The organism is Dactylosporangium sp. CA-152071 (assembly GCF_050936335.1).
In the GTDB taxonomy this organism is placed as follows: Bacteria; Actinomycetota; Actinomycetes; order Mycobacteriales; family Micromonosporaceae; genus Dactylosporangium; species Dactylosporangium maewongense.
Window position 1 is genome coordinate 3,564,605 of record NZ_JBNJMZ010000002.1, and the last position, 23,099, is coordinate 3,587,703.

The 23,099-nt window shown below is 72.8% G+C and carries 23 protein-coding genes; 8 read left to right on the forward strand and 15 right to left on the reverse strand.

The features are described 5' to 3' along the window. Positions 1-71: 71 nt before the first annotated feature. Both kduD and kduI read right to left on the reverse strand, forming a co-directional pair. Positions 72-827 carry a 2-dehydro-3-deoxy-D-gluconate 5-dehydrogenase KduD gene (gene kduD, locus ACQEVZ_RS56000; RefSeq protein WP_433384238.1) on the reverse strand — a complete coding sequence of 252 codons (756 nt, stop codon included), beginning with the start codon at positions 825-827 and terminating at the stop codon, positions 72-74. Beyond that, entirely contained in the window at positions 824-1,885 is a 1,062-nt protein-coding gene (kduI, locus tag ACQEVZ_RS56005; protein ID WP_433384241.1) for a 5-dehydro-4-deoxy-D-glucuronate isomerase, read from the reverse strand. Before kduI ends, kduD begins: the two co-directional genes overlap by 4 nt. On the opposite strand from kduI, the gene ACQEVZ_RS56010 reads away from it, so the two are divergent. Beyond that, the gene (locus ACQEVZ_RS56010) at positions 1,802-2,581 is read left to right on the forward strand and encodes an IclR family transcriptional regulator (protein ID WP_433384244.1); all 780 of its coding nucleotides are present in this window, start codon (positions 1,802-1,804) and stop codon (positions 2,579-2,581) included. The two genes, kduI and ACQEVZ_RS56010, sit on opposite strands and share 84 nt — an antisense overlap. A gap of 87 nt (positions 2,582-2,668) precedes the next feature. Here the strand turns inward: ACQEVZ_RS56010 and ACQEVZ_RS56015 are convergent, their stop codons facing one another. After that, the gene (locus ACQEVZ_RS56015; RefSeq protein ID WP_344502098.1) at positions 2,669-2,893 is read right to left on the reverse strand and encodes a tautomerase family protein; all 225 of its coding nucleotides are present in this window, start codon (positions 2,891-2,893) and stop codon (positions 2,669-2,671) included. Between the two features lie 182 nt (positions 2,894-3,075). On the opposite strand from ACQEVZ_RS56015, the gene ACQEVZ_RS56020 reads away from it, so the two are divergent. Then, a complete protein-coding gene (locus ACQEVZ_RS56020; protein WP_433384248.1) occupies positions 3,076-3,849 on the forward strand; it encodes a YcnI family copper-binding membrane protein in 774 nt (257 codons plus the stop codon). Beyond that, positions 3,846-5,522, forward strand: a complete 1,677-nt coding sequence (locus tag ACQEVZ_RS56025) for a copper resistance CopC/CopD family protein (RefSeq protein WP_433384251.1) — start codon at positions 3,846-3,848, stop codon at positions 5,520-5,522. The genes ACQEVZ_RS56020 and ACQEVZ_RS56025 overlap by 4 nt, the downstream gene beginning before the upstream one ends. Before the next feature lie 35 nt (positions 5,523-5,557). Here the strand turns inward: ACQEVZ_RS56025 and ACQEVZ_RS56030 are convergent, their stop codons facing one another. The 7 genes from ACQEVZ_RS56030 to ACQEVZ_RS56060 form a co-directional block, all read right to left on the reverse strand. Continuing rightward, the gene (locus tag ACQEVZ_RS56030) at positions 5,558-6,916 is read right to left on the reverse strand and encodes an FAD-binding protein (protein WP_433384254.1); all 1,359 of its coding nucleotides are present in this window, start codon (positions 6,914-6,916) and stop codon (positions 5,558-5,560) included. Next, on the reverse strand, positions 6,913-7,287 hold the full coding sequence (locus ACQEVZ_RS56035) for a hypothetical protein (protein ID WP_433384257.1): 375 nt from the start codon (positions 7,285-7,287) through the stop codon (positions 6,913-6,915). Before ACQEVZ_RS56035 ends, ACQEVZ_RS56030 begins: the two co-directional genes overlap by 4 nt. 31 nt (positions 7,288-7,318) lie before the next feature. Then, a complete protein-coding gene (locus ACQEVZ_RS56040) occupies positions 7,319-7,819 on the reverse strand; it encodes a nuclear transport factor 2 family protein (RefSeq protein WP_433384260.1) in 501 nt (166 codons plus the stop codon). Between the two features lie 4 nt (positions 7,820-7,823). After that, positions 7,824-9,572, reverse strand: coding sequence for an ABC transporter permease (locus tag ACQEVZ_RS56045; protein ID WP_433384263.1), 1,749 nt, complete (start codon positions 9,570-9,572; stop codon positions 7,824-7,826). Then, positions 9,562-10,704, reverse strand: a complete 1,143-nt coding sequence (locus ACQEVZ_RS56050; RefSeq protein WP_433384266.1) for an ABC transporter ATP-binding protein — start codon at positions 10,702-10,704, stop codon at positions 9,562-9,564. The genes ACQEVZ_RS56045 and ACQEVZ_RS56050 overlap by 11 nt, the downstream gene beginning before the upstream one ends. After that, a complete protein-coding gene (locus tag ACQEVZ_RS56055; protein ID WP_354891150.1) occupies positions 10,704-11,780 on the reverse strand; it encodes an ABC transporter substrate-binding protein in 1,077 nt (358 codons plus the stop codon). Before ACQEVZ_RS56055 ends, ACQEVZ_RS56050 begins: the two co-directional genes overlap by 1 nt. Before the next feature lie 157 nt (positions 11,781-11,937). Continuing rightward, positions 11,938-13,089, reverse strand: a complete 1,152-nt coding sequence (locus tag ACQEVZ_RS56060; protein WP_433384270.1) for an acetyl-CoA C-acyltransferase — start codon at positions 13,087-13,089, stop codon at positions 11,938-11,940. 73 nt (positions 13,090-13,162) lie between these two features. Here ACQEVZ_RS56060 and ACQEVZ_RS56065 point away from each other — a divergent pair, with 73 nt between their 5' ends. The 5 genes from ACQEVZ_RS56065 (at position 13,163) to ACQEVZ_RS56085 (ending at position 18,722) form a co-directional block, all read left to right on the forward strand. Next, complete coding sequence (locus ACQEVZ_RS56065; protein ID WP_433384273.1) at positions 13,163-14,191, forward strand: LLM class flavin-dependent oxidoreductase; 1,029 nt, start codon at positions 13,163-13,165, stop codon at positions 14,189-14,191. Between the two features lie 30 nt (positions 14,192-14,221). Continuing rightward, positions 14,222-15,565: an acyclic terpene utilization AtuA family protein gene (locus ACQEVZ_RS56070; protein ID WP_344502083.1), complete on the forward strand. Its 1,344-nt coding sequence runs from the start codon at positions 14,222-14,224 to the stop codon at positions 15,563-15,565. Further along, entirely contained in the window at positions 15,562-15,948 is a 387-nt protein-coding gene (locus ACQEVZ_RS56075; protein WP_433384277.1) for an AtuA-related protein, read from the forward strand. Before ACQEVZ_RS56070 ends, ACQEVZ_RS56075 begins: the two co-directional genes overlap by 4 nt. Positions 15,949-16,033: 85 nt before the next feature. Beyond that, complete coding sequence (locus ACQEVZ_RS56080; protein WP_433384280.1) at positions 16,034-17,575, forward strand: AMP-binding protein; 1,542 nt, start codon at positions 16,034-16,036, stop codon at positions 17,573-17,575. Beyond that, on the forward strand, positions 17,568-18,722 hold the full coding sequence (locus ACQEVZ_RS56085; RefSeq protein ID WP_433384283.1) for a CaiB/BaiF CoA transferase family protein: 1,155 nt from the start codon (positions 17,568-17,570) through the stop codon (positions 18,720-18,722). Before ACQEVZ_RS56080 ends, ACQEVZ_RS56085 begins: the two co-directional genes overlap by 8 nt. Before the next feature lie 46 nt (positions 18,723-18,768). On the opposite strand, the gene ACQEVZ_RS56090 is transcribed toward ACQEVZ_RS56085, so the two are convergent. From ACQEVZ_RS56090 to ACQEVZ_RS56110, 5 genes are read right to left on the reverse strand one after another with little or no spacing between them, the layout of a single operon-like run. Continuing rightward, positions 18,769-19,497, reverse strand: a complete 729-nt coding sequence (locus ACQEVZ_RS56090; RefSeq protein ID WP_344502079.1) for an enoyl-CoA hydratase-related protein — start codon at positions 19,495-19,497, stop codon at positions 18,769-18,771. After that, positions 19,494-20,585, reverse strand: coding sequence for an acyl-CoA dehydrogenase family protein (locus ACQEVZ_RS56095; RefSeq protein WP_344502078.1), 1,092 nt, complete (start codon positions 20,583-20,585; stop codon positions 19,494-19,496). Before ACQEVZ_RS56095 ends, ACQEVZ_RS56090 begins: the two co-directional genes overlap by 4 nt. Next, entirely contained in the window at positions 20,585-21,730 is a 1,146-nt protein-coding gene (locus tag ACQEVZ_RS56100) for an acyl-CoA dehydrogenase family protein (RefSeq protein WP_433384287.1), read from the reverse strand. The genes ACQEVZ_RS56095 and ACQEVZ_RS56100 overlap by 1 nt, the downstream gene beginning before the upstream one ends. Further along, positions 21,727-22,194 (reverse strand): MaoC family dehydratase, encoded by a 468-nt coding sequence (locus ACQEVZ_RS56105; RefSeq protein WP_344502076.1) that lies wholly within the window; start codon positions 22,192-22,194, stop codon positions 21,727-21,729. Before ACQEVZ_RS56105 ends, ACQEVZ_RS56100 begins: the two co-directional genes overlap by 4 nt. Beyond that, complete coding sequence (locus ACQEVZ_RS56110; RefSeq protein ID WP_344502075.1) at positions 22,191-23,093, reverse strand: HpcH/HpaI aldolase/citrate lyase family protein; 903 nt, start codon at positions 23,091-23,093, stop codon at positions 22,191-22,193. The genes ACQEVZ_RS56105 and ACQEVZ_RS56110 overlap by 4 nt, the downstream gene beginning before the upstream one ends. Positions 23,094-23,099: the final 6 nt, after the last annotated feature.

Sequence of the window (23,099 nt, forward strand, 5' to 3'; positions counted from 1 at the left end):
GGGAGCCGGCGGGGTGGCACAACAGAGAGGAGTCGTCTGATCTTGCTGGTTCGGTGCGCTGAAGGCCAGGGTCAGCGGGCCATCCAGCCTCCGTCGACGACCAGGACGTGGCCGTTGACGTAGTCGGCGGCGGCGGAGCTCAGGAAGACGGCCGCGCCTGCGATGTCGGCGGCCTCTCCCCAGCGGCCGGCGGGGATGCGTTCGAGGATGGACCGGGAGCGGTCCGGGTCGGCACGCAGCGCGGTCGTGTTGTCGGTGGTCATGTAGCCGGGCGCGATGGCGTTGATCTGCACGCCGAGCCGCGCCCACTCGTTCGCCAGGGCCTTGGTGACGCCGGCGACGGCGTGCTTGCTGGCGGCGTACGACGCCACCCGGAGCCCGCCCTGGAAGGACAGCAGGCTGGCGACGTTGACGATCTTGCCGTGCCCACGCTCGGTCATCGGCCGCCCGAACGCCTGGCAGAGGAAGAACAGGCCGCTCAGGTTGGTGTCCACCACGCGGTCCCACGACTGCCGGCTCACGTCCACCGAGTCCTGGCGGTCGATGATGCCGGCGTTGTTGACCAGAATGTCCACCTGACGGCGGCCGTTGACCTCGGCCGCGACCCGGACGACCGCGTCGTGGTCGCTGACGTCGAGGTCGACGACCTCCACGTCCCGGCCGAGGCCGGCCGCCTGCTCCCGGGTGGCCGACTGGCTGCCCGGCCGGCCCAGCAGGACCAGGTCGGCGCCCGCCTGGGCGAGCCCGAGCGCGATCGCCTGTCCCAGGCCGCGACCGGCGCCGGTCACGACGGCGCAGCGGCCGGTCAGGTCGAACGGCGAGGTCACAGATCCTCCAGCGGCACCGGGGTCAGATCGGTGTAGTCGTTGTTCTCGCCGCCCATCGCCCAGATGAAGGCGTACGAGCCGGTGCCGACGCCGGAGTGGATCGACCACGGCGGCGAGATGACGGCCTCGCGGTCGCGCACGACGAGGTGGCGGGCGGCGCCGGGCTGGCCCATCAGGTGGAAGACCCGGTCCTTCTCGTCCAGGTCGACGTACATGTAGACCTCGGTGCGCCGGTCGTGCAGGTGCGGCGGGAACGTGTTCCACACCGAGCCGTCGGCGATGACGGTCACGCCGAACTGCAGCACCGAGGTCTGCAGCTCCTCGCCCCAGGCGTACTTGTAGAGGTTGCGCTCGCTCGCGCCCTGCGCCGTGCCCAGCTTGATCGGCTCGATCGCCGAGTGGCTCAGCAGGGCCGTCGGGTACGCCGCGTGCGCCGGGGCGGAGACGAAGTAGAACGCGGCTTCGGGGCCGGTGAAGACGACCTCGTTGCCGCGGCCGACGAACAGTCCGTCGAGGTGGCGGAGCTCGAACTTCTCGTTGTTGACCAGCACGTGACCGGACTGGCCGACGTTGACGATGCCGAGCTCGCGGCGCGCCAGGTGCGACGGCGTGCCGAGCACGTCCCAGGCCGGCAGCTCGAGCTGGCCGTCACCGGGAACCGCGCCGCCGACGACCAGCCGGTCGTCGTGGGTGTACACCCCGTGCACCTCGCCGGTACGGAACAGGCGCTCCACGAGGAAGTTCTTTCGCAACTCCGCAGTCGTTGCCGTCTCAACCGTGGACGGCGATGCGGAGTACCTCACTTCGATCAAAACTTTCTCCTCGTTTGTGAACCGCGTTCCGCTACGTGAACTGAGGCGACGATACCTATGGCTCCGATCACAGGTCAAGGGGCTGAAGTCTGTTCTTCTATGTGAACTGTGGTTTAGTGTTGGACGCCGGGCGCACACGCACCGTTGATGAGGAGGCCTCGGGTGGACACGGACAAAACGGCTGCAACCTCGCAGGTGAAGTCGGCTGCACGGGTCCTCGACGTCCTGGACGACATCGCCGCCCACGGCCCGGGCACCCAACTGCAGCTGGCCACCCGCCTGGGCATCCCGAAGAGCAGCCTGCACGCGCTCCTGCGCACCATGTGCGCCCGCGGATGGCTGGACACCGACCAGACCGGCAGCGTCTACCGGCTCGGCGTGCACACACTCACGGTGAGCTCCGCGTACATCGACGGCGACCCGGTCCTGTCGCGCGCCAGTGCCGTGATGGACGAGATCGCGGCCGCCACCGAGGAGACCGTGCACCTGGGCCGCCTGGAAGGCGCCGAGGTCATCTACACCGCCAAGCGCGAGTCCAAGCATCCGTTGCGCATGTACTCGGCGGTCGGCCGGCGCCTTCCCGCCTACAGCACGGCCCTCGGCCGGGCGATGCTGGCCGAGATGCCCGAGGACGTCCGCGAGCCGCTCGTCCCCCATCAGATCAAGGCCATAACCACCCAGACGACCACGGACCGGGACGCCCTGCTGGCGATCATCGACAAGGCCGCCCAGGTCGGCTACGCGGAGGAGAGCGAGGAGTCCTGCCTGGGCGTGCGCTGCTTCGGCGTCGCGCTGCCCTTCTCCCGCCGGTCGGTCGACGCGCTGAGCATCGCGGTCCCGATCAGCCGGCTCAAGCACGGCCGGGAGGACTTCATCATCGAGACCCTGCTGAGCGTGAAGGCCCGCCTGTCGGCGATGCGCGACAACAGGCTGGTGCGCTGACGCACTCCCACACACGACGATGGGGCCGACCCGGCTGCGGGTCGGCCCCATCGCGTATGAGCAGCGGCCTCAGCGACCTCGGCGATCTCAGCGCTTCTCGAGCGCGGCGACCACGCCGGCGCGGGAGGCGTCCTCGCTGGCCAGGACACCCCCGTTGGCCACGTCGTCCGCGGTGATCTCGGTGAACACCATGCGGACGTCCTGCAGACGGGCCCCGAGGATCTCGACGGCGTTGTCGGCCACAGCGCGGGCGAAGGCCCTGCGCTGCTCCATGGATCGGCCCGCGAGCAGCTCGACGGTGATGTTCGGCATGGTGCCCCTCTCCTACCAGCTGTCCATCATATGGACTTGAGTTCACTAGTGTGAACGCACACTACCGCGCTGCCCGGATCACCACAATGCGATGCCCGTATCAGTTCACATACTTGACATCGGTTCGGCATGTTGGTCGAATCTCTGCAACCCACACTCGTCCTGAGGCGCGAGGATGCGACATGCGGCGCAATGAGATCGGACCTGCCCGGACCCCGGCTCGACCGTGGTCGCGGCGCGCCGCGCGGGCCGGCGCCGCCGCGGTGGTCGTCGGCCTGGTGGGGATCGCGTCCCCGGCGGGCGCGCACGTCACGGTGACGCCTTCCACCACCGCGGCCGGCGCCCACGCCCTCCTCCAGTTCGCCGTCGGGCACGGCTGCGGGGACTCGCCGACCACCAGGATCACCATCCAGATCCCGGCGCAGATCACCTCGGTCACCCCCACCCGGACCGCGCTGTGGAAGGTCACGAAGCAGACGGAGACCGTCGACCCGCCCGCGGTGGACGCCCACGGCAACAAGGTCGTGCAACGGGTCGCCTCGGTCACGTTCAGCACGGACACCCCGCTGCCGGACGGCTACCGCGAGGTCTTCGAGCTCACGGTCCAGCTGCCCGAGGCCGAGGGGACCAGGCTCGTCTTCCCGACCATCCAGACCTGCGAGCGGGGCGAATCCGCCTGGACGGAGGTCCCGCAGGACGGGAAGGACGTCGGGGAGCTCCAGCTGCCCGCCCCGAGCTTCGTCGTCGCCGCGCCCCTGAACGGCACGGAGGGCCCGGACGGCACGGGGGGCACGGGGGGCACGGGGGGCACGCACCACCACACGCTCGCCGGCAACTCGGCCGCCACGCCCGCGCCGGCCAGGGACGACACCCTGACGCTCGCCGCGCTGGCGGCCGGCATCCTCGGCTCGCTCCTCGGCGGCGCGGCGCTCGTCCGACAGCGCCGCCGGACATGACCGGCCGAGGGCCGCGCCGGGTCGGGGCGACGGCACTGCTGATCCTGGTCTTCGTGCCGGCGATGCTGCTCGGGCTCGCCCAACCGGCGCACGCGCACGCGCACCTCACCCGCAGCGAACCGGCCGAGGGCGCGGTGCTGCAGACCGCACCCGACCGGATCCTGTTCACGTTCGACGAGGCCGTCCGCGGCGTCCCGGGCGGCGTGCAGGTCTTCGACGCCCAGGGTGCGCTGGTCGAGGCGAGACCGGCCGTCAAGGGCACCGAGCTCGAGGTCGGGCTGCCGGGACGCCTGGGCAACGGCACGACCGTGATCACCTGGCGGGTCGTCTCCGAGGACGGGCACCCCATCAGCGGCGCCCTCACGTTCTCCGTCGGCGCGCCCACCCCCGTCACCACCCCGGCTCCGGACGGCTCGGACAGCGTCCCGGCGGCCCCCTGGACGCTGACCCTGGCCCGCGGGGTGGGCTACGCCGGTCTCCTGCTCGCGGCCGGGCTCGTCGTGTTCGCCGCTTTGTTCCTGCCCACCGGCCCCGGCGTCGACCGCCCGCGCCGCCGCCTGGTCGTCACCGCGCGCACCGCCGCGGCCGTCGCGGCCGTCGCGTGGCTCGCCGCGTTGCCGATCACCGCGGTCTACCTGCTCGGCGGCGGGCCGGCGCTGCTCACCGAGGGCTCGACGTGGACGTCGCTGCCGCCGGTCGAGTACGCCGTCGCCGCGGCCGTCGCCGGCGGACCGGCGCTCGCCGTGGTCCTGCTGGGCCCCGGGCCGGCAGCGCGGCGGCGACGCGTCGCGGCGGTGACGGCCGCCGCGGTCGCGGTCACGGCCCCCGCGCTGGTCGGGCACACCCGCGCGGCGAGCCCCGCGCTCCTCGCCGTCGGTGCGGACGTGCTGCACCTCCTCGCGGGCGGCGTCTGGCTCGGCGGACTCGCCGGCCTGGCGCTGACCCTGCCGGCCCTCTCCGGCCGGGACGCCACCGCCGCCGGGGTGCTCGCCCGCTTCTCCACCGCCGCCGCCGGCGTCCTCGCGGCCCTGGTCGCCACCGGCTCGCTGCTCGTGTGGCGGATCCTCGGGTCCTGGACGGCGGTCGTCGACACCACCTACGGCCGGCTGGTCCTGGCCAAGATCGCCATCGTGCTGGTCACCGTCGCCATCGCGGCGTGGAACAGGTGGTCGCTCCTCCCCCGGCTCCAGCGGGCGGCGAACAGGAACAGCCGGGAGGCGCGCTCCCGCCCCGTCGTGCGCGCCACCGCGGTCGAGGGCGCGCTCCTCGTCGTCGCCCTGATCGTCACCGGCTTCCTCGTCGACACGAGCCCCGAGGGCGGCTCCCGGCCCGCGAGCGTGTCGGCCGAGGCCGCTTCCGACACCCACACGACCACCCTGGGCGACATCACGGTGCGGGCCTCCCTCACCCCGCTCACCCGCGGCCCCAACACCGTCACCCTCCGGCTGAGCTCCCCGGCCGGCGAACCCGCCGAGGGCGTCGCCCCGCCGGTGGTGCGCCTGTCGACCGACGGGACGACGCTCGGCGACATCCCGCTGACCCAGGTGTCGGCGGGCCTCTACACGGCGCAGGTCGTGCTCCCGGTGTCCGGGAAGTGGCGGATGCAGGTGTCCCTGCGGGTCACCCAGTTCGCCAACCCCGTGGGCGAGCTGGAGTTCCTCGTCAGAGGATGACCGCGCCGGTCGTCGTTCAGCTCGACGTCCACCCCTCACGCGAGTGCGGCGGTGACCGTCTCCGCGGCGACCAGGCCGGTCGCGAAGGCGTGGGCCAGGCCGTTGCCCGGCAGGTAGGTGTCGGGGCCGTCGCCCGAGATGCCGGCGGCGGCGCCGCCGGCCGCCAGCAGGCCGGGGATCGGGTCGCCGCCGGGGCGCACGACGCGGGCGGCGGTGTCGATGGTCAGGCCGCCCTGGGTGTGCACCAGGCCGCTGGAGACGGCCGAGGCGTAGTACGGCGGGTGCAGCCGGCGCCGGGGGGCGGCGCGGCCGAGCCAGCAGGGGGCGTCCACGGCGGCGTTGTAGCGCTCGACCTCGTCCGTCAGTGCTGCGGCGGGGAGGCCGAAGGTGTCCGCGAGCGTGTCGAGGGTGGGGAAGGTCGCGACCACGCCGGCCGAGAAGGCCTCGGCGTAGGCGCCGTTGGCCAGCGCCCGGCGGTGGATCGGCTCGTCGAAGATCTCGACGCCGCGCCCGCCGGGCTGGGCGGCCAGCGACGCGGCGAACCCCGAGTTGGAGACGTCCTCGCGGGCGAAGCGGCGCCCGTCGGTGCCGACGATGATGCTGCCCAGGGCCGGTAGGGCGCCGCCGAGCCGGGTGCCGTACTTGGGGTTGAGGTGGCTGTGCCCCTCGTAGGCGGTCAGGTAGGCGGTGCCCGCGCCCAGCCGCAGCCCGATCTCCAGGCCCGTGCCGGTGCTGTTCTCGGAGCCGATGAAGTGGCTGTCGGCGGCGGCGTCGCCGATGTAGCGGCGCAGCAGGGCCCGGTTGGCGCCGAAGCCGGCGGTGGCGAGCAGGACGTGCCGGGCGCGCAGCTGGTCGTGGCCGGTCCCGCCCCGCCGGACGGCCACGTCGAGGGTGCCGTCGTCGGCGATGTTCACGTCGACCACCTCGGCGGCGTCCACGAAGTCGACGCGGTCGAGGGCGCGCACGTACGCCCGCAGGCCGGCGACCAGCTCCTTCCCGGTCTCGGCCGGGGTGCAGTGCAGGCGCCGCACCGAGTGCCCGGCGTACGCGACCGCGTCGATGTGCAGGTCCAGGCCGACGGTGTCGGCCAGGGTGTGCACGACGTCGCGGGACCGGTCCGCCACCAGCTCGGCGACGGCGGGGTCGCACCGGCCCCGGTTCTGCCGCAGGATGTCGGCCAGCAGCGTCGCCGGCGAGTCGTCGATGCCGGCGGCCTCCTGGAACCGGGTGCCGGCGCCCTGGACCAGCCCGCCGGAGAACTCGGCGTTGCAGCCCCGCCGCATGTCCTTCTCCAGCAGCAGGACGTCGACGCCGGCCTGTGCCGCGGTGAGCGCGGCCAGCAGTCCGGCGGCGCCGGCGCCGGCCACCACGAACGGCGACGCCGGCTCGGTCATGACCGGCCCGCGATCTCGTCCGTGACCGCGGTGAAGAACCAGCTGTGGTGCTTGCCGTCGAACAGGTCGGAGCGGGCCGAGATCCACGGCTTGCGGCCGGCCGCCAGGGCCTCCGCCCGTTCGGCCCGCTGGGCCCGGATCGCGGCCTGCGCGTCGGCCAGCCTGCCCTCGGGGATCGTGTAGATCACCAGGTACTTCCAGGTCGCGCCCTCCTCGACCTGCTGGTCGGCGAGCTTGAACCGCTGCGCGGTGGCGAAGCCGTCGAGCTCGTCGACGACCTCGTGCACGTGGACGTCGCTGTACCAGGCGTTGAACTCGTCCTCGACCTCCGGGCGGGTGTTGCTGAGCACGATCATGACATTCGATGGCATCGAAGGTTTCTCCGTTCCCGGGGGTGGTCGGTCAGGGCAGGTCCGCGGGGCGCGGCTGGTCGCCGTGCCAGCGCACCCGCAGGTTGTCGGCGAAGCCGGCGGCGAGCTGGTCGACGGGCATCGCGTAGATGAAGTTGAGCGACCGGCGCTGGAAGCGCCACCGTCCTTCGGACTTCACGTAGAGGTCGTGGTAGCGGTAGGCGGCGACGTGCAGGATCCCGGACGGCACCAGCTCGGCGTGCCCGGAGACCCGGCCGGCGACCCGCTCCCGCGGTGAGGCGCCCTCGACCGGGTCGAGCACCTGGCCGTGGTTGACGTGGTTGGTCAGGTCGTAGCGGCGCATGGAGCCGAGGAAGAACTCCCGGATGCCGTCCGCCCCGTCGACGACCCGGCCGGCCCGCTCGAACTGGGCGTCCGGCGCGAACAGCGAGATCAGCAGGTCGATGTCACGGTCGTCGCGGGCGAGGGAGTACCTCGCGATCAGCTCCTGCAGGAGCAGGCGGTCCTCGACGGTCACGTCGAGCGGGGTCATTGCCTCACCTCACCAGGAAGAACTTGTCACGCAGGCGCATGACGAGCAGCACGACGGCGCTGGCGACCACGGTCATCAGCACGCCCAGGGCGGCCAGCTTGGGGAAGCTGCCACCGGTCCACATGTCGAGGATCACGAATCCCACCACCGGCGTGTGGGTGCCGGCGAGCATGGACGACGCCGTGATGTCGCCGGTCATGAGGACGAACAGCAGCGACCAGCCGGCGATCAGGCTGGGCGCCATCAGCGGCAGGAGGATCCGGCGGGTCGTGGTCGCGTCGCTCGCGCCGGCGACGGCCGACGCCTCCGTCAGCTGCGGGCCGATCTGCTGGTGCGCCGCCGAGGCGTAGAAGGTCGCCTGCGGGATGTAGAGGATCACGTACGCCAGTCCCAGCAGCAGGCTGGTCCCGGCCAGGTCGAACGGCGGGCCCGCGAAGGCGACGATGAACGCCACCGCCAGCACGACGTGGGTCAGCGTCGACGGGATCTTCACGATGCCGTCGACCGCGCCGGCGGCGAGGCCGGCCCGGCGGGTGACGGTCTGGGTGACCAGCACCGCGAGGAGGACGGCGACGGTGGCGCAGACGACGGCCAGCACGAGGCTGTTGCGCAGACCGCTCCAGACCAGCTCGTTGTCGACGAGGTACTGGTAGTTGACGAAGGTGAGCTTGTCCCACTGGATCCGGGCGCCCCAGAACCGTTGCAACGACACCAGGACCAGCCCGCCCAGCGGCAGCACCGAGGTCAGCAGCAGGAACCCGACCATCGTCAGCCGGGCCACCCACTTCCAGCGGCCGAGGGGCACGGCGGCGCTGGCGCTGGACCGGCCGGTGATGGTCGCGTGGGACTGCAGCGCGACCATCCGCCGCTGCACCAGCCAGCAGGCGCCGACGACGAGGATGACCAGGATGGACAGGCCGAGCGCGCCGCCGGTGTCCCGGGGGTAGTTGTGCGTCATGAGGTTGACGATCTCGACCGGCAGGACGTCGATGCCGGCGGGCGTGCCGATCACCAGCGGGATCGAGAAGATGGCCATGCCCATCGTCGCGATCACCAGGATGCTCGCCCCGATCGCCGGCCGCAGCGACGGCAACGTGATCCGGCGGAAGGTGGTCAGCGCGCCCGCACCCGAGGACCGCGACGCCTCCTCCAGCGCCGGGTCGAGCGACTGCAGGCCGCTGGAGATCGTCAGGTAGGCGTACGGCGTCAGGAACAGCACGTACGCGAAGATCAACCCCGGCCACGAGTAGATGTCGATCGGGCCCTCGGTCACCTTGACCCCGAACAGCTCCAGGAACTGGCGGATCCAGCCGTTGAGGAGCCCGGCCCGCGGCGAGGCCAGGAAGACCCAGCCGATCGCGCCGGCGATGGACGGCACGAACATCGGCATGAGCGGCAGCATCCGCGCCACGAACCCCATGCGCGCGTCGGTGCGCTCGTTGATCCAGGCGAAGACCGCGCCGATCGCCAGCGCCAGCGTCCCTCCGACGGCGACCGCGAGCACCGTGTTGCCCGCCATCCGCCAGGTTCTACCGGCGGTGAGGACCTCGACGATCCTGTCCGCGGTGGAGTCGCCGCTGACGCCGAACACGCCGAGCACCGTGCGGCCGAGGGGGTAGACGATGACGAAGATGATGACGACCGTCGCGGCCACGCCGCTGTACCAGAGAACTCCGCGACGGCGTGGGCGCGTGGCCGTGGAGGTCGTCGGTGCCGCGGCCGGCGCCGGCCGCATGCCGAGGTCAGCCGCCATCGGGCACCACCCACGCGGCGTCGGCGTCGAAGCCGGTGACGACGCCGGCGCCGGGCCCGCCCCACTCGTGGTAGCGGTCCCAGATCCGCACCGTGAACTCGCCCACCTCGACGAGGTACTCGGTGTAGGCGCCCAGCAGGTGGCGGGCCTTCACCACGCCCTTCCATCCGTCACGGGCCGACGTGTCCTGCGGCTGGAGCCACCAGTCGTTGGCCCGGGTCATCAGCAGCGCCGTGGGGCCGATGCCGGGCGGGCCGGGCACGTCCACCCGGCCGAGCGCGGTCTGCAGGCCCACCCGGTCGGCCGCCTGCGACAGCACCGTGCCCGCGATGAGGTTGCTGGTGCCGACGAAGTCGGCGACGTGGCGGGACATGGGCCGGAAGTAGATGTCCTGCGGGGTGCCGGTCTGCACGATCCGCCCGTGGTCCAGCACGACGATCTGGTCGGCCAGGTCGAGCGCCTCCACCTGGTCGTGCGTCACGTAGATCGCGGTGAACCCCCACTCCTCCTGCATGGCCTTGAGCTCGGCCCGGAGGTTCTCCCGGATCTTCGCGTCGATGTTGGACAGCGGCTCGTCGAACAGCACGACGCTGTTGCCCGCGACCAGCGCCCGGGCCAGCGCGACCCGCTGCTGCTGGCCGCCCGACAGCTGCCCGATCCGCCGTTCGGCCAGGTGCGCGATCCTGGTCTTCTCCAGCACCTCGGCGACCCGCCGCTGCACCTCGGCCTTGGCCGGCCGGGCACCCCGGGGTCCCGTGGTCAGCGGGTAGGCGACGTTCTGGGCGACGTTCATGTGCGGCCACAGCGCGTAGCTCTGGAACACCATCCCGACGGGCCGGTTCTGCGTCTCCAGCACGACCCGGCCGTCGAGGACGGCGGTCTGGCCGTCCACCAGGATGGTGCCCGCCGTCGGCGACTCGAGGCCGGCGATGCACCGCAGCAGGGTCGTCTTGCCGCAGCCGCTCGGGCCGAGCAGCACGCAGAACTGGCCGGCCGGGACCTCCAGGTCCACCTCCTGGAGGGCCGTCACCTCGGCGTGCTTGGCGTCCCGGAAGACCATGTGCAGGCCGGAGACCCGGACTCCGGCCTGCACGGTGCCGGGATTGCGGTGGAGCAGGTCAGGTGCCTGCATCACGAGGACAGTCCCACGGCAGCGAGCAGCCGCGACTTGTCGGCCTGCATCGCGGCGGTGTCGGTGGACCGGTAGTCCTTGGGCATCGGGATGCTTCCCGGGATGCCGGACAGCGGAGAGGCGGCGTAGCCCCGGTTGAGCTGCTCCTGACCGGTGCGGGTGAGGAGGTAGCCGAGCAGCAGCTTGGCGGCGTTCGGGTGGGGGCCGTCGGCGCTGGCCGCGGCGTACTGCTCGACGCCCACCGTCGGCGAGGGGGTCACCGTGGCCACCGGAGCGCCGGCGTCGACGACCTCCTTCACCCCGGACAGCACGTTCGGCACCATGAGGACGCGCTCCCCCGCCGCCAGCTGCTGGGCGCCCGGGACGGCGCTGTCGGTCACCGTCGGCTTCAGCGCGGCGAACTGGGTGAGCACGTCGGGCCCGTACTCGGTCTCCATCAGCTTCAGCCACGACAGGTAGAACGGGGTGTTGGCCGGGTTGACCAGGACGACCTTGTTCTTGAACCTGGGGTCGACGATCTTCTGCCAGGTGTCGACGTCGCTCTCCTTGACCTGGTCCTTGTTGTAGGCGATGCCGATCGGCTGGGTGTTGATGAGCGTGTACTGGTCCTTGTGGACGAGATCCTTCGGCCAGCTCGCGAGCATCGGCGCCTCCGGCTCGGTCAGCTTCGACCACCAGTTCTTCTTGACGCCGTCCTCGAAGAAGGCGGTCTGGGCGACGTTGATGACGTCGCCCTTCACCGCGCCGGCGTCCCGCTCGGAGGCGTAGCGCTGCATGAGGGTCGTCGACGTCAGCCGGACGACCTCGACGTCGATGCCGTAGGCGGCCTTGAACCCGGCGGCGACCTCTTTCACGGCGGCCTCGGGGATGGAGGTGTACCACACGACCTTGCCCTCGGCCTGGGCGGCGGCCTTGATGGTCGACTCGGCCAGCCCCTCCGCCTGCTCGGGCTTCTGGCCGACGGTCGAGTCGCCGGCGCCGCCACCACCGCAGGCGGCGAGCAGGAGACCGGCGGCGACGGCGACGGCGGCGAGACGGAATGAGGGCCGACGCCGCGACGATCTATAGGACGTCATTGATTCCACCTTCTCGAGTGGGTGAGCGGCGCCGGTCCTCGGGGTGTTGACCGCGCAGCAGATTTCATGCTCACCATTTCAATGATTAGGCACAATCTACAGACGCGTGGCCGCCGTCACAACAGTCGAAGTGCCTGGATTTCGGACCGCTCCCCCGTCATGCGAGTTCGAGCAGCGTGGCGTTGGCCATGCCGCCCCCCTCGCACATCGCCTGAAGCCCGAACCGCTGCCCCTCCCGGCGCATCCGATGCACCAGGGTCGTCATCAACCGGGCGCCGGTCGCGCCGAGCGGGTGGCCGAGCGCGATCGCGCCGCCCTGCGGGTTGAGCCGGGCCGGGTCGGCCCCGGTCTCGGCGAGCCAGGCCATCGGCACGCTGGAGAAGGCCTCGTTGACCTCGTAGGAGCCGATCTCGGTCAGGGCGACCCCGGACCGCTCCAGGAGGGCGGCGGTCGCGGGGATCGGCCCGGTCAGCATCGCGACCGGGTCCGAGCCGACCACGGTCAGCGTGTGCACCCGCGCGAGGGGGGTCAGGCCCCACCGCAGCACCGCCCGCTCCGAGGCGACCAGGACGGCGGCGGCGCCGTCGGAGATCTGGCTCGCCAGCGCCGCCGTGATGCGGCCACCCTCCCGCAGCGGGCCGAGCGCGGCCAGCTTCTCCGCCGTCGAGTCGGGGCGGGGCCCCTCGTCCCGGCGGAGACCGTGCACCTCGACGATCTCGGCGTCGAACTCGCCCGCCGCGGTCGAGGCCAGGGCGCGGCGGTGGCTCTCCAGCGCGTACTCCTCCATCGCCGCACGGGACAGGTCCCACCGCCGCGCGATCCACTCGGCGCCACGGAACTGGGAGATCTCCTCGTCGCCGAAGCGCTCGGCCCAGCGCCGGCCGCCGCGGGGGTGGGCCATCCCGCGCTCGACCCCCATCGTGGTCGGCGAGGCGATCGGGACCTGGCTCATCACCTCGACCCCGCCGGCCACCACGAGGTCCTGGGTGCCGGACATGACCGCCTGGGCGGCGAAGTGCACCGCCTGCTGCGACGATCCGCATTGGCGGTCGATGGTCGTGGCGGGCACCGACTCCGGCAGGCCGGCGGACAGGGCGGTGGCCCGCCCGATGTTGGACGCCTGCGGGCCGACCTGGCCCACGCAGCCCCAGATCACGTCGTCGACGGCCGCCGGCAGCACGCCCGTACGCGTCATCAGCTCCGACAGCACGGCCGCGCCGAGGTCGACCGGATGGACGCCGGCCAGCGCCCCGTTGCGGCGCCCGACGGCCGAGCGCACGGCGCCCACGATGAATGCCTGGAAGACCACGCGACCCACCTTCCCTTCCATTGCTCTCATAACTATGATGAGCATAGATTATGCCGATCGATCGGGGAGTTGCGTGAGACTCGGAGTGATCCTGGGCGATGTCCGTAAGAGCCTGCCGCCGGCGGAGCACCTCGACGCCCTGCTGCGCCAGGTCGAGGCGGCGCAGCGCAACGGCTTCTCGCACATCACGATGGGCCAGCACTTCCTCTACGGCGACCTGCGCTGGCTCCAGCCGATCCCGACGCTCGCGCGCCTCGCCGCCGAGCTGGACGAGCACGTCACCCTGGCCACGACGATCGTCCAGGCACCGCTCTACCACCCGGTGATGCTGGCCGAGGACCTGGCCACGCTCGACATCCTCACCCGCGGCCGGCTCGTCGTCGGCATCGGCGCCGGCTACCGGCGCGACGAGTTCGACGCCCTCGGCGTCGACTACACCCAGCGGTTCCGGATGCTCGAGGAGAGCATCACGATCATGAAGCAGGTGTGGACGCAGGACGAGGTGTCCTACGCCGGCAGGTACTGGACCGTGCAGGACGGGCACACCCACATCCGGCCGTTCCAGAGCCCGCATCCGCCGCTGTGGCTGGGCGCCATGGGCGAGCAGGGGGTCCGGCGGTCGGCCCGGCTCGGCGACGGCTGGCCGGTCACGCCCGAGATCCGGGGCCCCGAGCTGGTCCGGCTGATGTCGCTCTACGAGGACGAGCGGATCCGGCTCGGCCGCCCGCTCGTGCGCAACCCGCTCCGGCGCGAGATCATCCCCGCCGCCAGCACCGAGGCGGCCTACGAGCGGTTCGAGGCGATGGCCAAGGAGCGGCTGCTCGCGTACGCGAACCGGCAGCTGGCCACCCGCGACGCCGGCGAGCTCGACCGCGAGTTCCGGGAGGTCGCCCGCAAGGAGACCTTCATCGGCACGCCCGACGAGTGCGTGCGCCAGATCGCCGAGTTCGCGCAGGTCTTCCCGGTTGACCCGATCCTGGTCCGGGCGCAGTGGCCGACCATGAGCGGCGATGACGTCGTCGCCTACCTCGACGACCTCGGCCGCGACATCGTGCCCGCGGTCGCCGGGCTCACCCCGGTCGACCGGGTCGTGCGGGTCTGAGTTTCTCCCACGTCACGAAGGAGGTTCGCAGTGGTCGCTCGGCAACCCGCGGCGGTCCTGAGCATCGGCTCGGGGTCGGCGTACGCGGACGACCGGCTCGACGCGGTCGCGGCCATGGCCGACAGCGGACGGGTCACCTATCTGGGATTCGACTGCCTGGCCGAGCGCACGCTCGCGCTGGCCCAGATCCGGCGGATGGCCGACCCGGCCGCGGGGCACGACCGGCGCATCGGCGCGCTGCTGCCGCTGCTGCACCGCTATCTCGCCGCCGGCGGCCGGGTCGTCGGCAACTTCGGGGCGGCCAACCCCGGCGCCGCCCGGGACGAGTTCGCCCGCGGGCTGGCCCGGCTCGGCCTGAGCGGCGTGCGCATCGGCACGATCCACGGCGACGACGTGCGGCACGTGCTGGCCGAGCACGACGTGGAGCTGCCCGAGCTCGGGGTGACCGTCAAGGAGCTCGGCGACCGGGTCGTGTCGGCGAACGCCTACATCGGCGCCGACGGCATCGTCGACTGCCTGCGCCAGGACGCGCAGATCATCCTGGGCGGGCGGCTGGCCGACCCGTCGCTGTTCGTCGGGCCGATCTGCCACGAGCTGGGCTGGGCGCTGGACGACTGGGACCGCGTCGGCCTGGCCACCCTGGCCGGGCACCTGCTCGAATGCGGCGTCCACTCGACCGGCGGCAACTTCGAGGACCCGCCCTACCGGGTGGTGCCCGACCCGCACAACCTCGGCTTCCCGATCGGCGAGATCACCGACGGCGCGGTGACCATCACCAAGCTGCCCGGCACCGGCGGCCTGGTCGACGCCATGACGATGAAGACCCAGCTGTACTACGAGATCCACGACCCGGCCACGTACCTCACCCCGGACGTCACCGCCGACTTCAGCGCCGTCGACGTGGACGACCTCGGCGGGGACCGGGTCCGGGTCACCGGCGCCAGGGGCCGGGCCCGGCCCGACACTCTCAAGGTGCTCGTCGGCGTGGACCAGGGCTGGCGAGCGGTCGGCGAGATGTCCTACGGCGGGCCGGGCTGTGTCGCGCGGGCCCGCCGGGCCGAGGAGATCGTGCGCCGGCGGCTGGAGCCGTACGCCGCCGACATCGACGAGCTTCGCATCGACCTGCAAGGGGTGGATTCGCTGTACGGCGACCAGCTACGCGGGGGCGCCCCGAGCGAGGTGCGGCTGCGGCTGGCGGTCCGGTCGCGGTCGCGCGAGGTGGCGGCGACGGCCGCCCACGAGACCGAGCTGCTGTACTTCGGGCCCGCCGGCGGTGGCGGCAACACGACCTCGATCGTCCCGGCGATCGGGGTCACGCCGGCCTACCTGCCGCGGGAGCTGGTGCCGATCGAGGTGGAGGTGAGCGAGTCGTGAGCACCGTCAAGCTCCGCGAGATCGCGGCGAGCCGGTCCGGGGACAAGGGCGACGTCAGCAACATCTGCGTCTTCGTCTACGACCCCGCGCACTATCCGGCGCTGGTCCGGGAGCTGACCGCCGAGCGGGTCGCGGCGGCGTTCGGGCCGATCGCCCGAGGCCCGGTCACCCGCTACGAGCTGCCCCGGGTGCACGGGCTGAACTTCGTGCTGCAGCAGGCCCTCGGCGGCGGGGTCTCGATGACCCTGCGGGTCGACCCCCACGGCAAGGCACTGCAGTCGCTCATCCTCGACCTGGACATCGACCTGGACATCGACCTGGACATCGACCTGGACATCGACCTGGACATCGACCTGGACATCGACCTGGAGCCGGCAGCGTGAGCGGCCCGGAGCGCAGCGGAGGGCTGCGAACCATGGGTGCAGTGCCTGGCTCGCGGCGGCACCGGAGCGAAGCGGAGGTGACGGCGTGAGCGGTACTGTGCTGCCGCGCTATCTCGGCCGCGACGTGCGGTGGCTGGTCGAGACGTGGGCGCGGCGGACGCCCGACCGGCCCTTCCTCACCTGGGCGCCGTTCGACGGCGAGGCACGGACCTGGACGCGCCGGCAGTTCGCCCACGACGTCGACCGGGTCGCCGGCGCCCTGGCCGCCGCCGGGCTGCGCCCCGGTGGGCGGCTCGCGATCGTGCTGCCCAACTCCCCGGCCTTCCTGATCACCTGGTGCGCCGTCACCTCCCTCGGCGCGGTCGCGGTCTGCCTCAACCCGAAGTCGTCCCGCGACGAGCTGGCGTACGCGCTGGGCCACAGCCGCTCCACGTTCGCCCTCACCACGGCCGACCGGGCCGGCGACGTCGCCGCCGCGGGACCCCGCGTGATCGTCGACGGCGACCCGGGCCCGGACGGCTTCGCGGCGCTGCTGGCGGCCGGCCTGGCCGCGCCGGCGGTGCGGACGGACTGGTCCGACCCGGCCAGCGTGCAGTACACGTCGGGCACCACGGCCCGGCCCAAGGGCGTGATCTGGTCCCAGGGCAACTGCCTGTGGAGCGGCCAGACCGGCACGGCCCATCAGCGGCTGTCCCCCGGCGACGTCAACCTGGTGCACCTGCCGCTGTTCCACACCAACGCGCTGTCCTACTCGTTCCTGTCGTCGCTGTGGTCGGGCGGGTCGGTGGTGCTCCAGCCCCGGTTCTCCGCGAGCCGGTTCTGGCCCGCCGCGGTCGAGCACGGCGCGACCTGGACGTCGGTGGTGAGCTTCTGCCTGCGGGCGTTGCGGGTGCACGAGGTGCCCGAGCGGCACCGCTTCCGGGGCTGGGCCAGCAGCTCCGTCGTCGACGCCGGCCCCGCCACCGGCGGCGTCCCCGTCATGGGCTGGTTCGGCATGACGGAGACGGTCTCGCACCCGGTGGTCAGCGACCCGCACCACCCCGTCGCCGCCGGGTCGATGGGCCGGGTGGCGCCCGAGTACGACGTCGCCGTGCTGGCCGAGGACGGCGCGCAGGTCCCCGCCGGCACCGCCGCCACCGGCGAGCTGCTGGTCCGCGGCGTGCCGGGCGTCTCCCTCTTCGCCGGTTACCTCGACGCGCCCGAGCTGACCGCGGCGGCCTTCGACGCCGACGGCTGGTTCCACACCGGCGACCGGGTCCGGGTGGCCGAGGACGGCAGCGTGTGGTTCCTCGAACGGGACTCCGACGTGCTCAAGGTCGGCGGCGAGAACATCGGCGCCCCCGAGGTCGAGCGGGTGCTGCTCGGCGTCCCCGGCGTGAGCGAGGCGGCGGTGGTGAGCCGGCCCGACCCGATGCTCGGCGAGGTCCCGGTCGCCTTCGTCACCGCCCGTCCCGGCGAGGAGGTGTCGGTCGCCGCCGCCGCCCACCGCTGCGAGGAGCTGCTCACCCCGTACAAACGCCCCCGCGAGATCCGCGTCGTGACGGCGCTGCCGCGGTCCACATTGGACAAGGTGGCCAAGGCGACGCTCCGCCGCCAGTTGCTGGCCGAGGCGGGCACCGATGAGTAGCGGACCCCTCGCGGGCGTGCGGGTGGTCGAGCTGGCCGGCATCGGGCCGGGACCGTTCGCCGTCATGCTGCTCGCCGACATGGGCGCCACCGTCGTCCGCGTCGACCGGACCGGCGGGCCCAACCCCGACTACACGCCCAACCCGGTGATCGAGCGGGGGCGGCGGTCGATCGCGGTGGACCTCAAGACCGACGCCGGCCTCGCGGTCCTCCTCGACCTGGTCGCGGCGGCCGACGTCCTGGTCGAGAGCTACCGCCCGGGGGTCGCCGAACGCCTCGGCTTCGGCCCCGACGTCTGCCACGCGCGCAACCCGGCCCTCGTCTACGGCCGGCTCTCCGCCTGGGGGCAGAGCGGGCCGCTGGCCCAGGTCGCCGGCCACGACATCAACTACATCGCCATGTCCGGCGCGCTGCACAGCATCGGACGCGCCGGCGAGCCGCCCGTCCCGCCGCTCAACCTGATCGGCGACTTCGGTGGCGGGGCCGCGTCGCTCGCGTTCGGGATCGTCTGCGCGCTGTGGGAGGCGAGGGGCTCGGGGCACGGGCAGGTCGTGGACGCCAACGTGCTGGAGTCGACCGCCGGCCTGATGGGCCTCGTCCACGGGCTGCGGGCGCAGGGCCGCTGGTCCGGCGAGCGGGCCTCGAACCTGCTCGACGGCGGGTGCCCCTACTACGACGTCTACACCTGCGCCGACGGCCGGTGGGTCGCCTTCGGCGCCATCGAGGAGCGGTTCTTCCGCAACGCGCTCGCGGTCCTCGGCGGAGCCGACGAGGAGCTTGCCGACGCGCACAAGGACCGTGACCGGTGGCCGGCACTCCGGGCCTTCCTCACGGATGCGTTCAGGTCCCGGACGAGAGACGAGTGGGCCCGGGCGTTCGACGGCGTCGACGCGTGCGTCACGCCGGTGCTGGACCTCGACGAGGCCCGTCTCCATCCGCAGAGCGCCGCCCGGATGTCGTACGTCCCGATCCCTGACAGCGAGCACCACCAGCCGAGCGTGGCGCCGCGCTTCTCCAGGAGCAGCACCCCTGTCCCGCCGCGCGGGTCGGGTCCGGGCGCCGACACCAGGACCGTGCTGACGGGCCTCGGCTATCCGCCGTCGAAGATCGACCAGCTGCTGGCCGACGGGGCCGTCGCCGGACGGTGAGCGCAAGGTGCCCCGTGCAGCCAGGCGGCACGGGGCACCCATTCGGTCATCGGCGGCGCAGGGACCACATCTGCGCGGGGCGTTCGAGCTCGACGGCGACGTCCCACGACACCCCGCCCGAGGTCGTCTCGCGGCGGAAGTTCGCGACCATGCGCCGCGCCAGCTCCGGGTCCCGGGCCACGCGCCGCGCCATGGTCAGGGCCTGCTCCTCGACCTCGCCGTCGTCGTACGCCGCCCAGGCCAGCCCGAGCGCGACCGCACGCTCGCCGTCGACCTCGTCGCCGAAGAGACCGAGCGCGGACGCCGCCTCGCGGCCGGCCACCCGGGCGAGGAGCGTGTAGTGACCGCCGCCGGGGTGGATGCCGATCTGGGCGAAGCCGGGCAGGAACCGGGCGGTGCGGGAGACGATGCGCAGGTCGGTCGCCAGCGCCAGGTTGAGGCCGGCACCGACGGCCGCACCCCGCACCGCGGCGACGGTCGGCACGCCGACCGAGCCGACGGTCGTGAACGCCTGGTAGACCGTCTCCAGGTTGCGGTAGGCGCCGTCCTCCGCCGGGTCCCGGCCCGCGTCGGCGAGCACGCTGCGGACCGCGCCGGCGCAGAAGTGGGCGCCGCCGCTGACCACGATCGCGCCCACGGACCTGTCGGCCCCGGCGGTGAGCGCCGCGTCGGTCAGCTCCCGCGACATCTCGACCGACAGGGCGTTGCGCCGGTCGGGGGCGTCGAGGGTGATGCGGGCGACGCCGTCGCCGACCTCGTAGCGGATCTCGGTCATGCGCGAACCTCCTCGGTTTCCTGGCCGGAACGGCCCGTGGTGATCAGTGTCCACAGCCCGTCGTGGCCGGCGGACGCCGCCAGGTGGGTGATGGTCTCGTCCCAGTGGTGCACCGATCCGTACTCGCCGCGCCGGACGAGGATCGGCAGGGTCAGGGTGTGCAGCTCGTGCTCCAGGGTGGTGCCGATGGCGCCGACGACCTGGTGCGCCCCGCGGACGACGACGGAGGAGGCGTGGCCCGCACAGGACTTGGCCACGCCGACCGCGAAGAGCATCCCGGGATCCTGCCAGTCCGACGCCACCGCGCGGGCGACCGCGGCGTCCGTCGCGGCCCGGGCCAGCGCGGTCTCCGCGGCGATGTCCGTCACGAGGTGCTGCATGGCCTGGAACCTGCCGATCGGGCGGCCGAACTGGACCCGTTCGTTGGCGTGCGTCAGCACCACCTCCAGGACCCGTTCCATCGCGCCGGCGACCTGCGCCGTGCGGGCCAGGGCGCCGCGCAGGCGGAACTGCTCGGCGACCGCCGGCGGCACCTCGACGCCCGCCGCGAGGTCGGCGCGGTCGAACCGCACCGTGTCGGACGGCTCGCCCGCGAGGTTGCGGCGCTCGTCGACGGCGAGCCGCGCGGCGGGCACGTCGGCGACCAGCCACCGGTCACGGTCGTCCCGCCAGAGGGCCACCACGGCGTCCGCGGAGCGCGCCCACGGCACGTCGGCGGCGGCGCCCGCGGGGTCGGGCCGGCACACCGTGCGCAGCGCGCCGTCGTGGGGCAGCCCGGCGGTGTCGAGCAGCCACGCGCCGAGCACGTCGTGCTCGGCGAGCGGCACCGGCGCGGCGGCGCCCGCGGCGACCGACAGCAGGGCGGCGGCCTCGGCCCAGCTCGCGCCGCTGCCGCCGCTCGCCTCGGGCGCCGACAGCCGGGTCAGCCCGAGGTCGTCGAGCTGCCGCCACAGGTCGCGGTCCAGGTCGGCGTCCGCCTGCCGGGGCGGCCGTTCCTTGCGGTACCGGCCGAAGATGTCATTGAGCAGCGCGACGACGTCGGGGTCCGCGACCACGGGCGTCACGAGCTCGGTCGGGCGATCGGTCATCAGCGCAGCCCCAGTCCTCGTGCGATCACACCGCGGAGCACCTCGTTCGTGCCGCCGCGCAGGGTGAATCCGGGCCGTTGCAGCACCGCCGAGCGCAGCAGCCGGACCAGCTCCTCGTCGCCGGGCGCCCGGCCGGTCCCGATGAGCATGTCGACGTAGTCGGCGATGTCGCCCTCCCCCGTCGTGCCGAGCACCTTGACCAGCGCGGCGGCGGTGTCGGCGTCGGCGTGTTCCTCCAGTGCGGTCGACACGGCGAACGACATCTGGTGCAGCACGGCCGTCCGGGCGACGTGCCGGCCCAGACCGGCGTCGCGCGGCAGCCGGCCGTCGGCCATCGCCGAGGCGGTCGCCGCGAGCAGCCGGTACGTCGACAGGATGCGCTCGGGCCCGCTGCGCTCGAAGCCGAGCTCGGAGGTCACCTGCCGCCACCCGTCGCCGATCGCCCCGAGCACCCGGTCGTCGGGGACGAAGACCCCGTCGAGGTGGACCTCGTTGAAGTGGTGGTCGCCGCCCATCGAGACGATCGGCCGGATGTGCACCTCGGGCGCGTGCAGGTCGACGATGAACTGGGACAGGCCGTCGTGGCGGCGCGCCGGGTCCAGCGGCGCGGAGCGGGCCAGGGCGAAGAACGCGTCGGCGTGGTGCGCCCCGCTGGTCCACACCTTCGTGCCGGTGAGCCGCCACCCCGCGTCGACCCGCTCCGCGCGGGTCCGCACGCTGGCGAGGTCCGAGCCGGAGTCGGGTTCGCTCATCCCGATGCCGAAGAAGATCTCGCCCCGGCTGATGCCGGGGAGGTAGGCGTGTTTCTGCTCCTCGGTGCCGTACTTCAGCAGCGACGGGCCGATCTGGCGCTCGGCGATCCAGTGCGCGGCGACCGGGGCACCGGCGGCGAGCAGCTCCTCGGTGACGACGAACCGTTCGAGGAAGGTGCGTTCCTGGCCGCCGTACCGCCGGGGGATGACCATGCCCAGCCAGCCGCGGGCGGCGAGCCGGCCGGTGAACTCGACGTCCCAGCTGGTGACCCACGTGTCGACGCGCGGCACGAACGCCCCGGTGGCGATCTCCTCGGCGAGGAACCGCCGCACCTCGGCACGCAGTTCGGTGAGCACCGGCCCCTCGATGCCGCCGGCGGGAACGAGGCTCATCCTTCGGCCGGTGGGCGGCGCATGATCATGCCGGTGCGCTTGCAGAGGCAGACCACCTCGTCGCGCTGGTTGTAGCCGCGGTGCTCGAACCACACGATGCCGCGGGTCGGGTCGCTCTTCGACTCGCGCTTGTCGAGGATCGTCGTCTCGGCGCGCAGGGTGTCGCCGTGGAAGACCGGGTTCGGGAACTCGATGAGCGTGTACCCGAGGTTGCCCAGCGACGTGCCGAAGACCAGGCCGGGCACGGTCATGCCGCCGATGAGCCCGACCGTGTAGAGGCTGTTGACCAGGCGCTGGCCGTACGGCAGCGTCTTGGTGTACTCGGCGTCGAGGTGCAGCGGCGCGACGTTCATCGTCAACGACGTGAAGAGCACGTTGTCCATCTCGGTGACCGTGCGGGTGAGCTCGTGCTTGAACTCCGCCCCGATCTCCATCTCCTCGAAGTACAGACCCTTGAGCGTCATGCGTGCTGCCCCTCTCCCTCGGCGGCCGGTGCCGCGTCGAACTCCGTGACCTGCTCGGCGCGCGCCAACCATTCGGTCGCCTTGTCGACGTGCGCCTTGTCGATGTGGCGGCCGCGGTAGACGGCCGCGCCACTGCCGGCGTCGGCCGCCGCCTGGTACGCCTCGACGAGCCCGCGGTAGAAGGCGATGTCCTCCGGCGACGGGCCGAACGCCTGGTTGATGACGTCCACGTGCGACGGGTGGATGGCGATCTGCCCGCGGAAGCCGATCTGACGGCCCTGGTCGCAGAAGGCCCGCAGCCCGTCGAGGTCGTGGATGCGTTCCCACAGCCCGGTCATCGCGTGCACCCCGGCGACGCGGCAGGCGAGCAGCACGCGCGCCCGGTGGGCGAGCGTCTCCAGCCCCTGCGGGGTCCACTCGAAGCCGATCTCCCGCGCGACGTCGGCGTGCTCGGCGGTCGAGCCGAGGATGATGCCGATCCTCGGGGTCGACGCGGCGATCGCCTCGACGTTCGCGAACGCCTTCGCGGTCTCCATGGGGATCGCGAGGCCGACGTCGCTGACGCCGTTGCGCCGCTCGAACCACTCGACGAGCGTGTCGAAGCGCAGCGCGTCGGCGGCGTCCTCGATCTTCGGCGCGAAGATCCCGTCGACGCCCGGCACCATCACCGCTTCGAGGTCGAATCCGGTCATCCCGGTCGGCAGGCCGTTGACCCGCACGAGGACGCCGATGTTCGGCTTGAGCCGCTTGGCGCGGCCGACCGACTCGGCGACCACGGCCCGCGCCGCTTCCTTCTCCCCCGCCGGGACGGCGTCCTCCAGGTCGAGACAGATCGCGTCCGCGCCGGCGCGGATCGCCTTCTCCACCCAGGTCGGGCGGTGTCCCGGCAGGAACAGCATTGATCG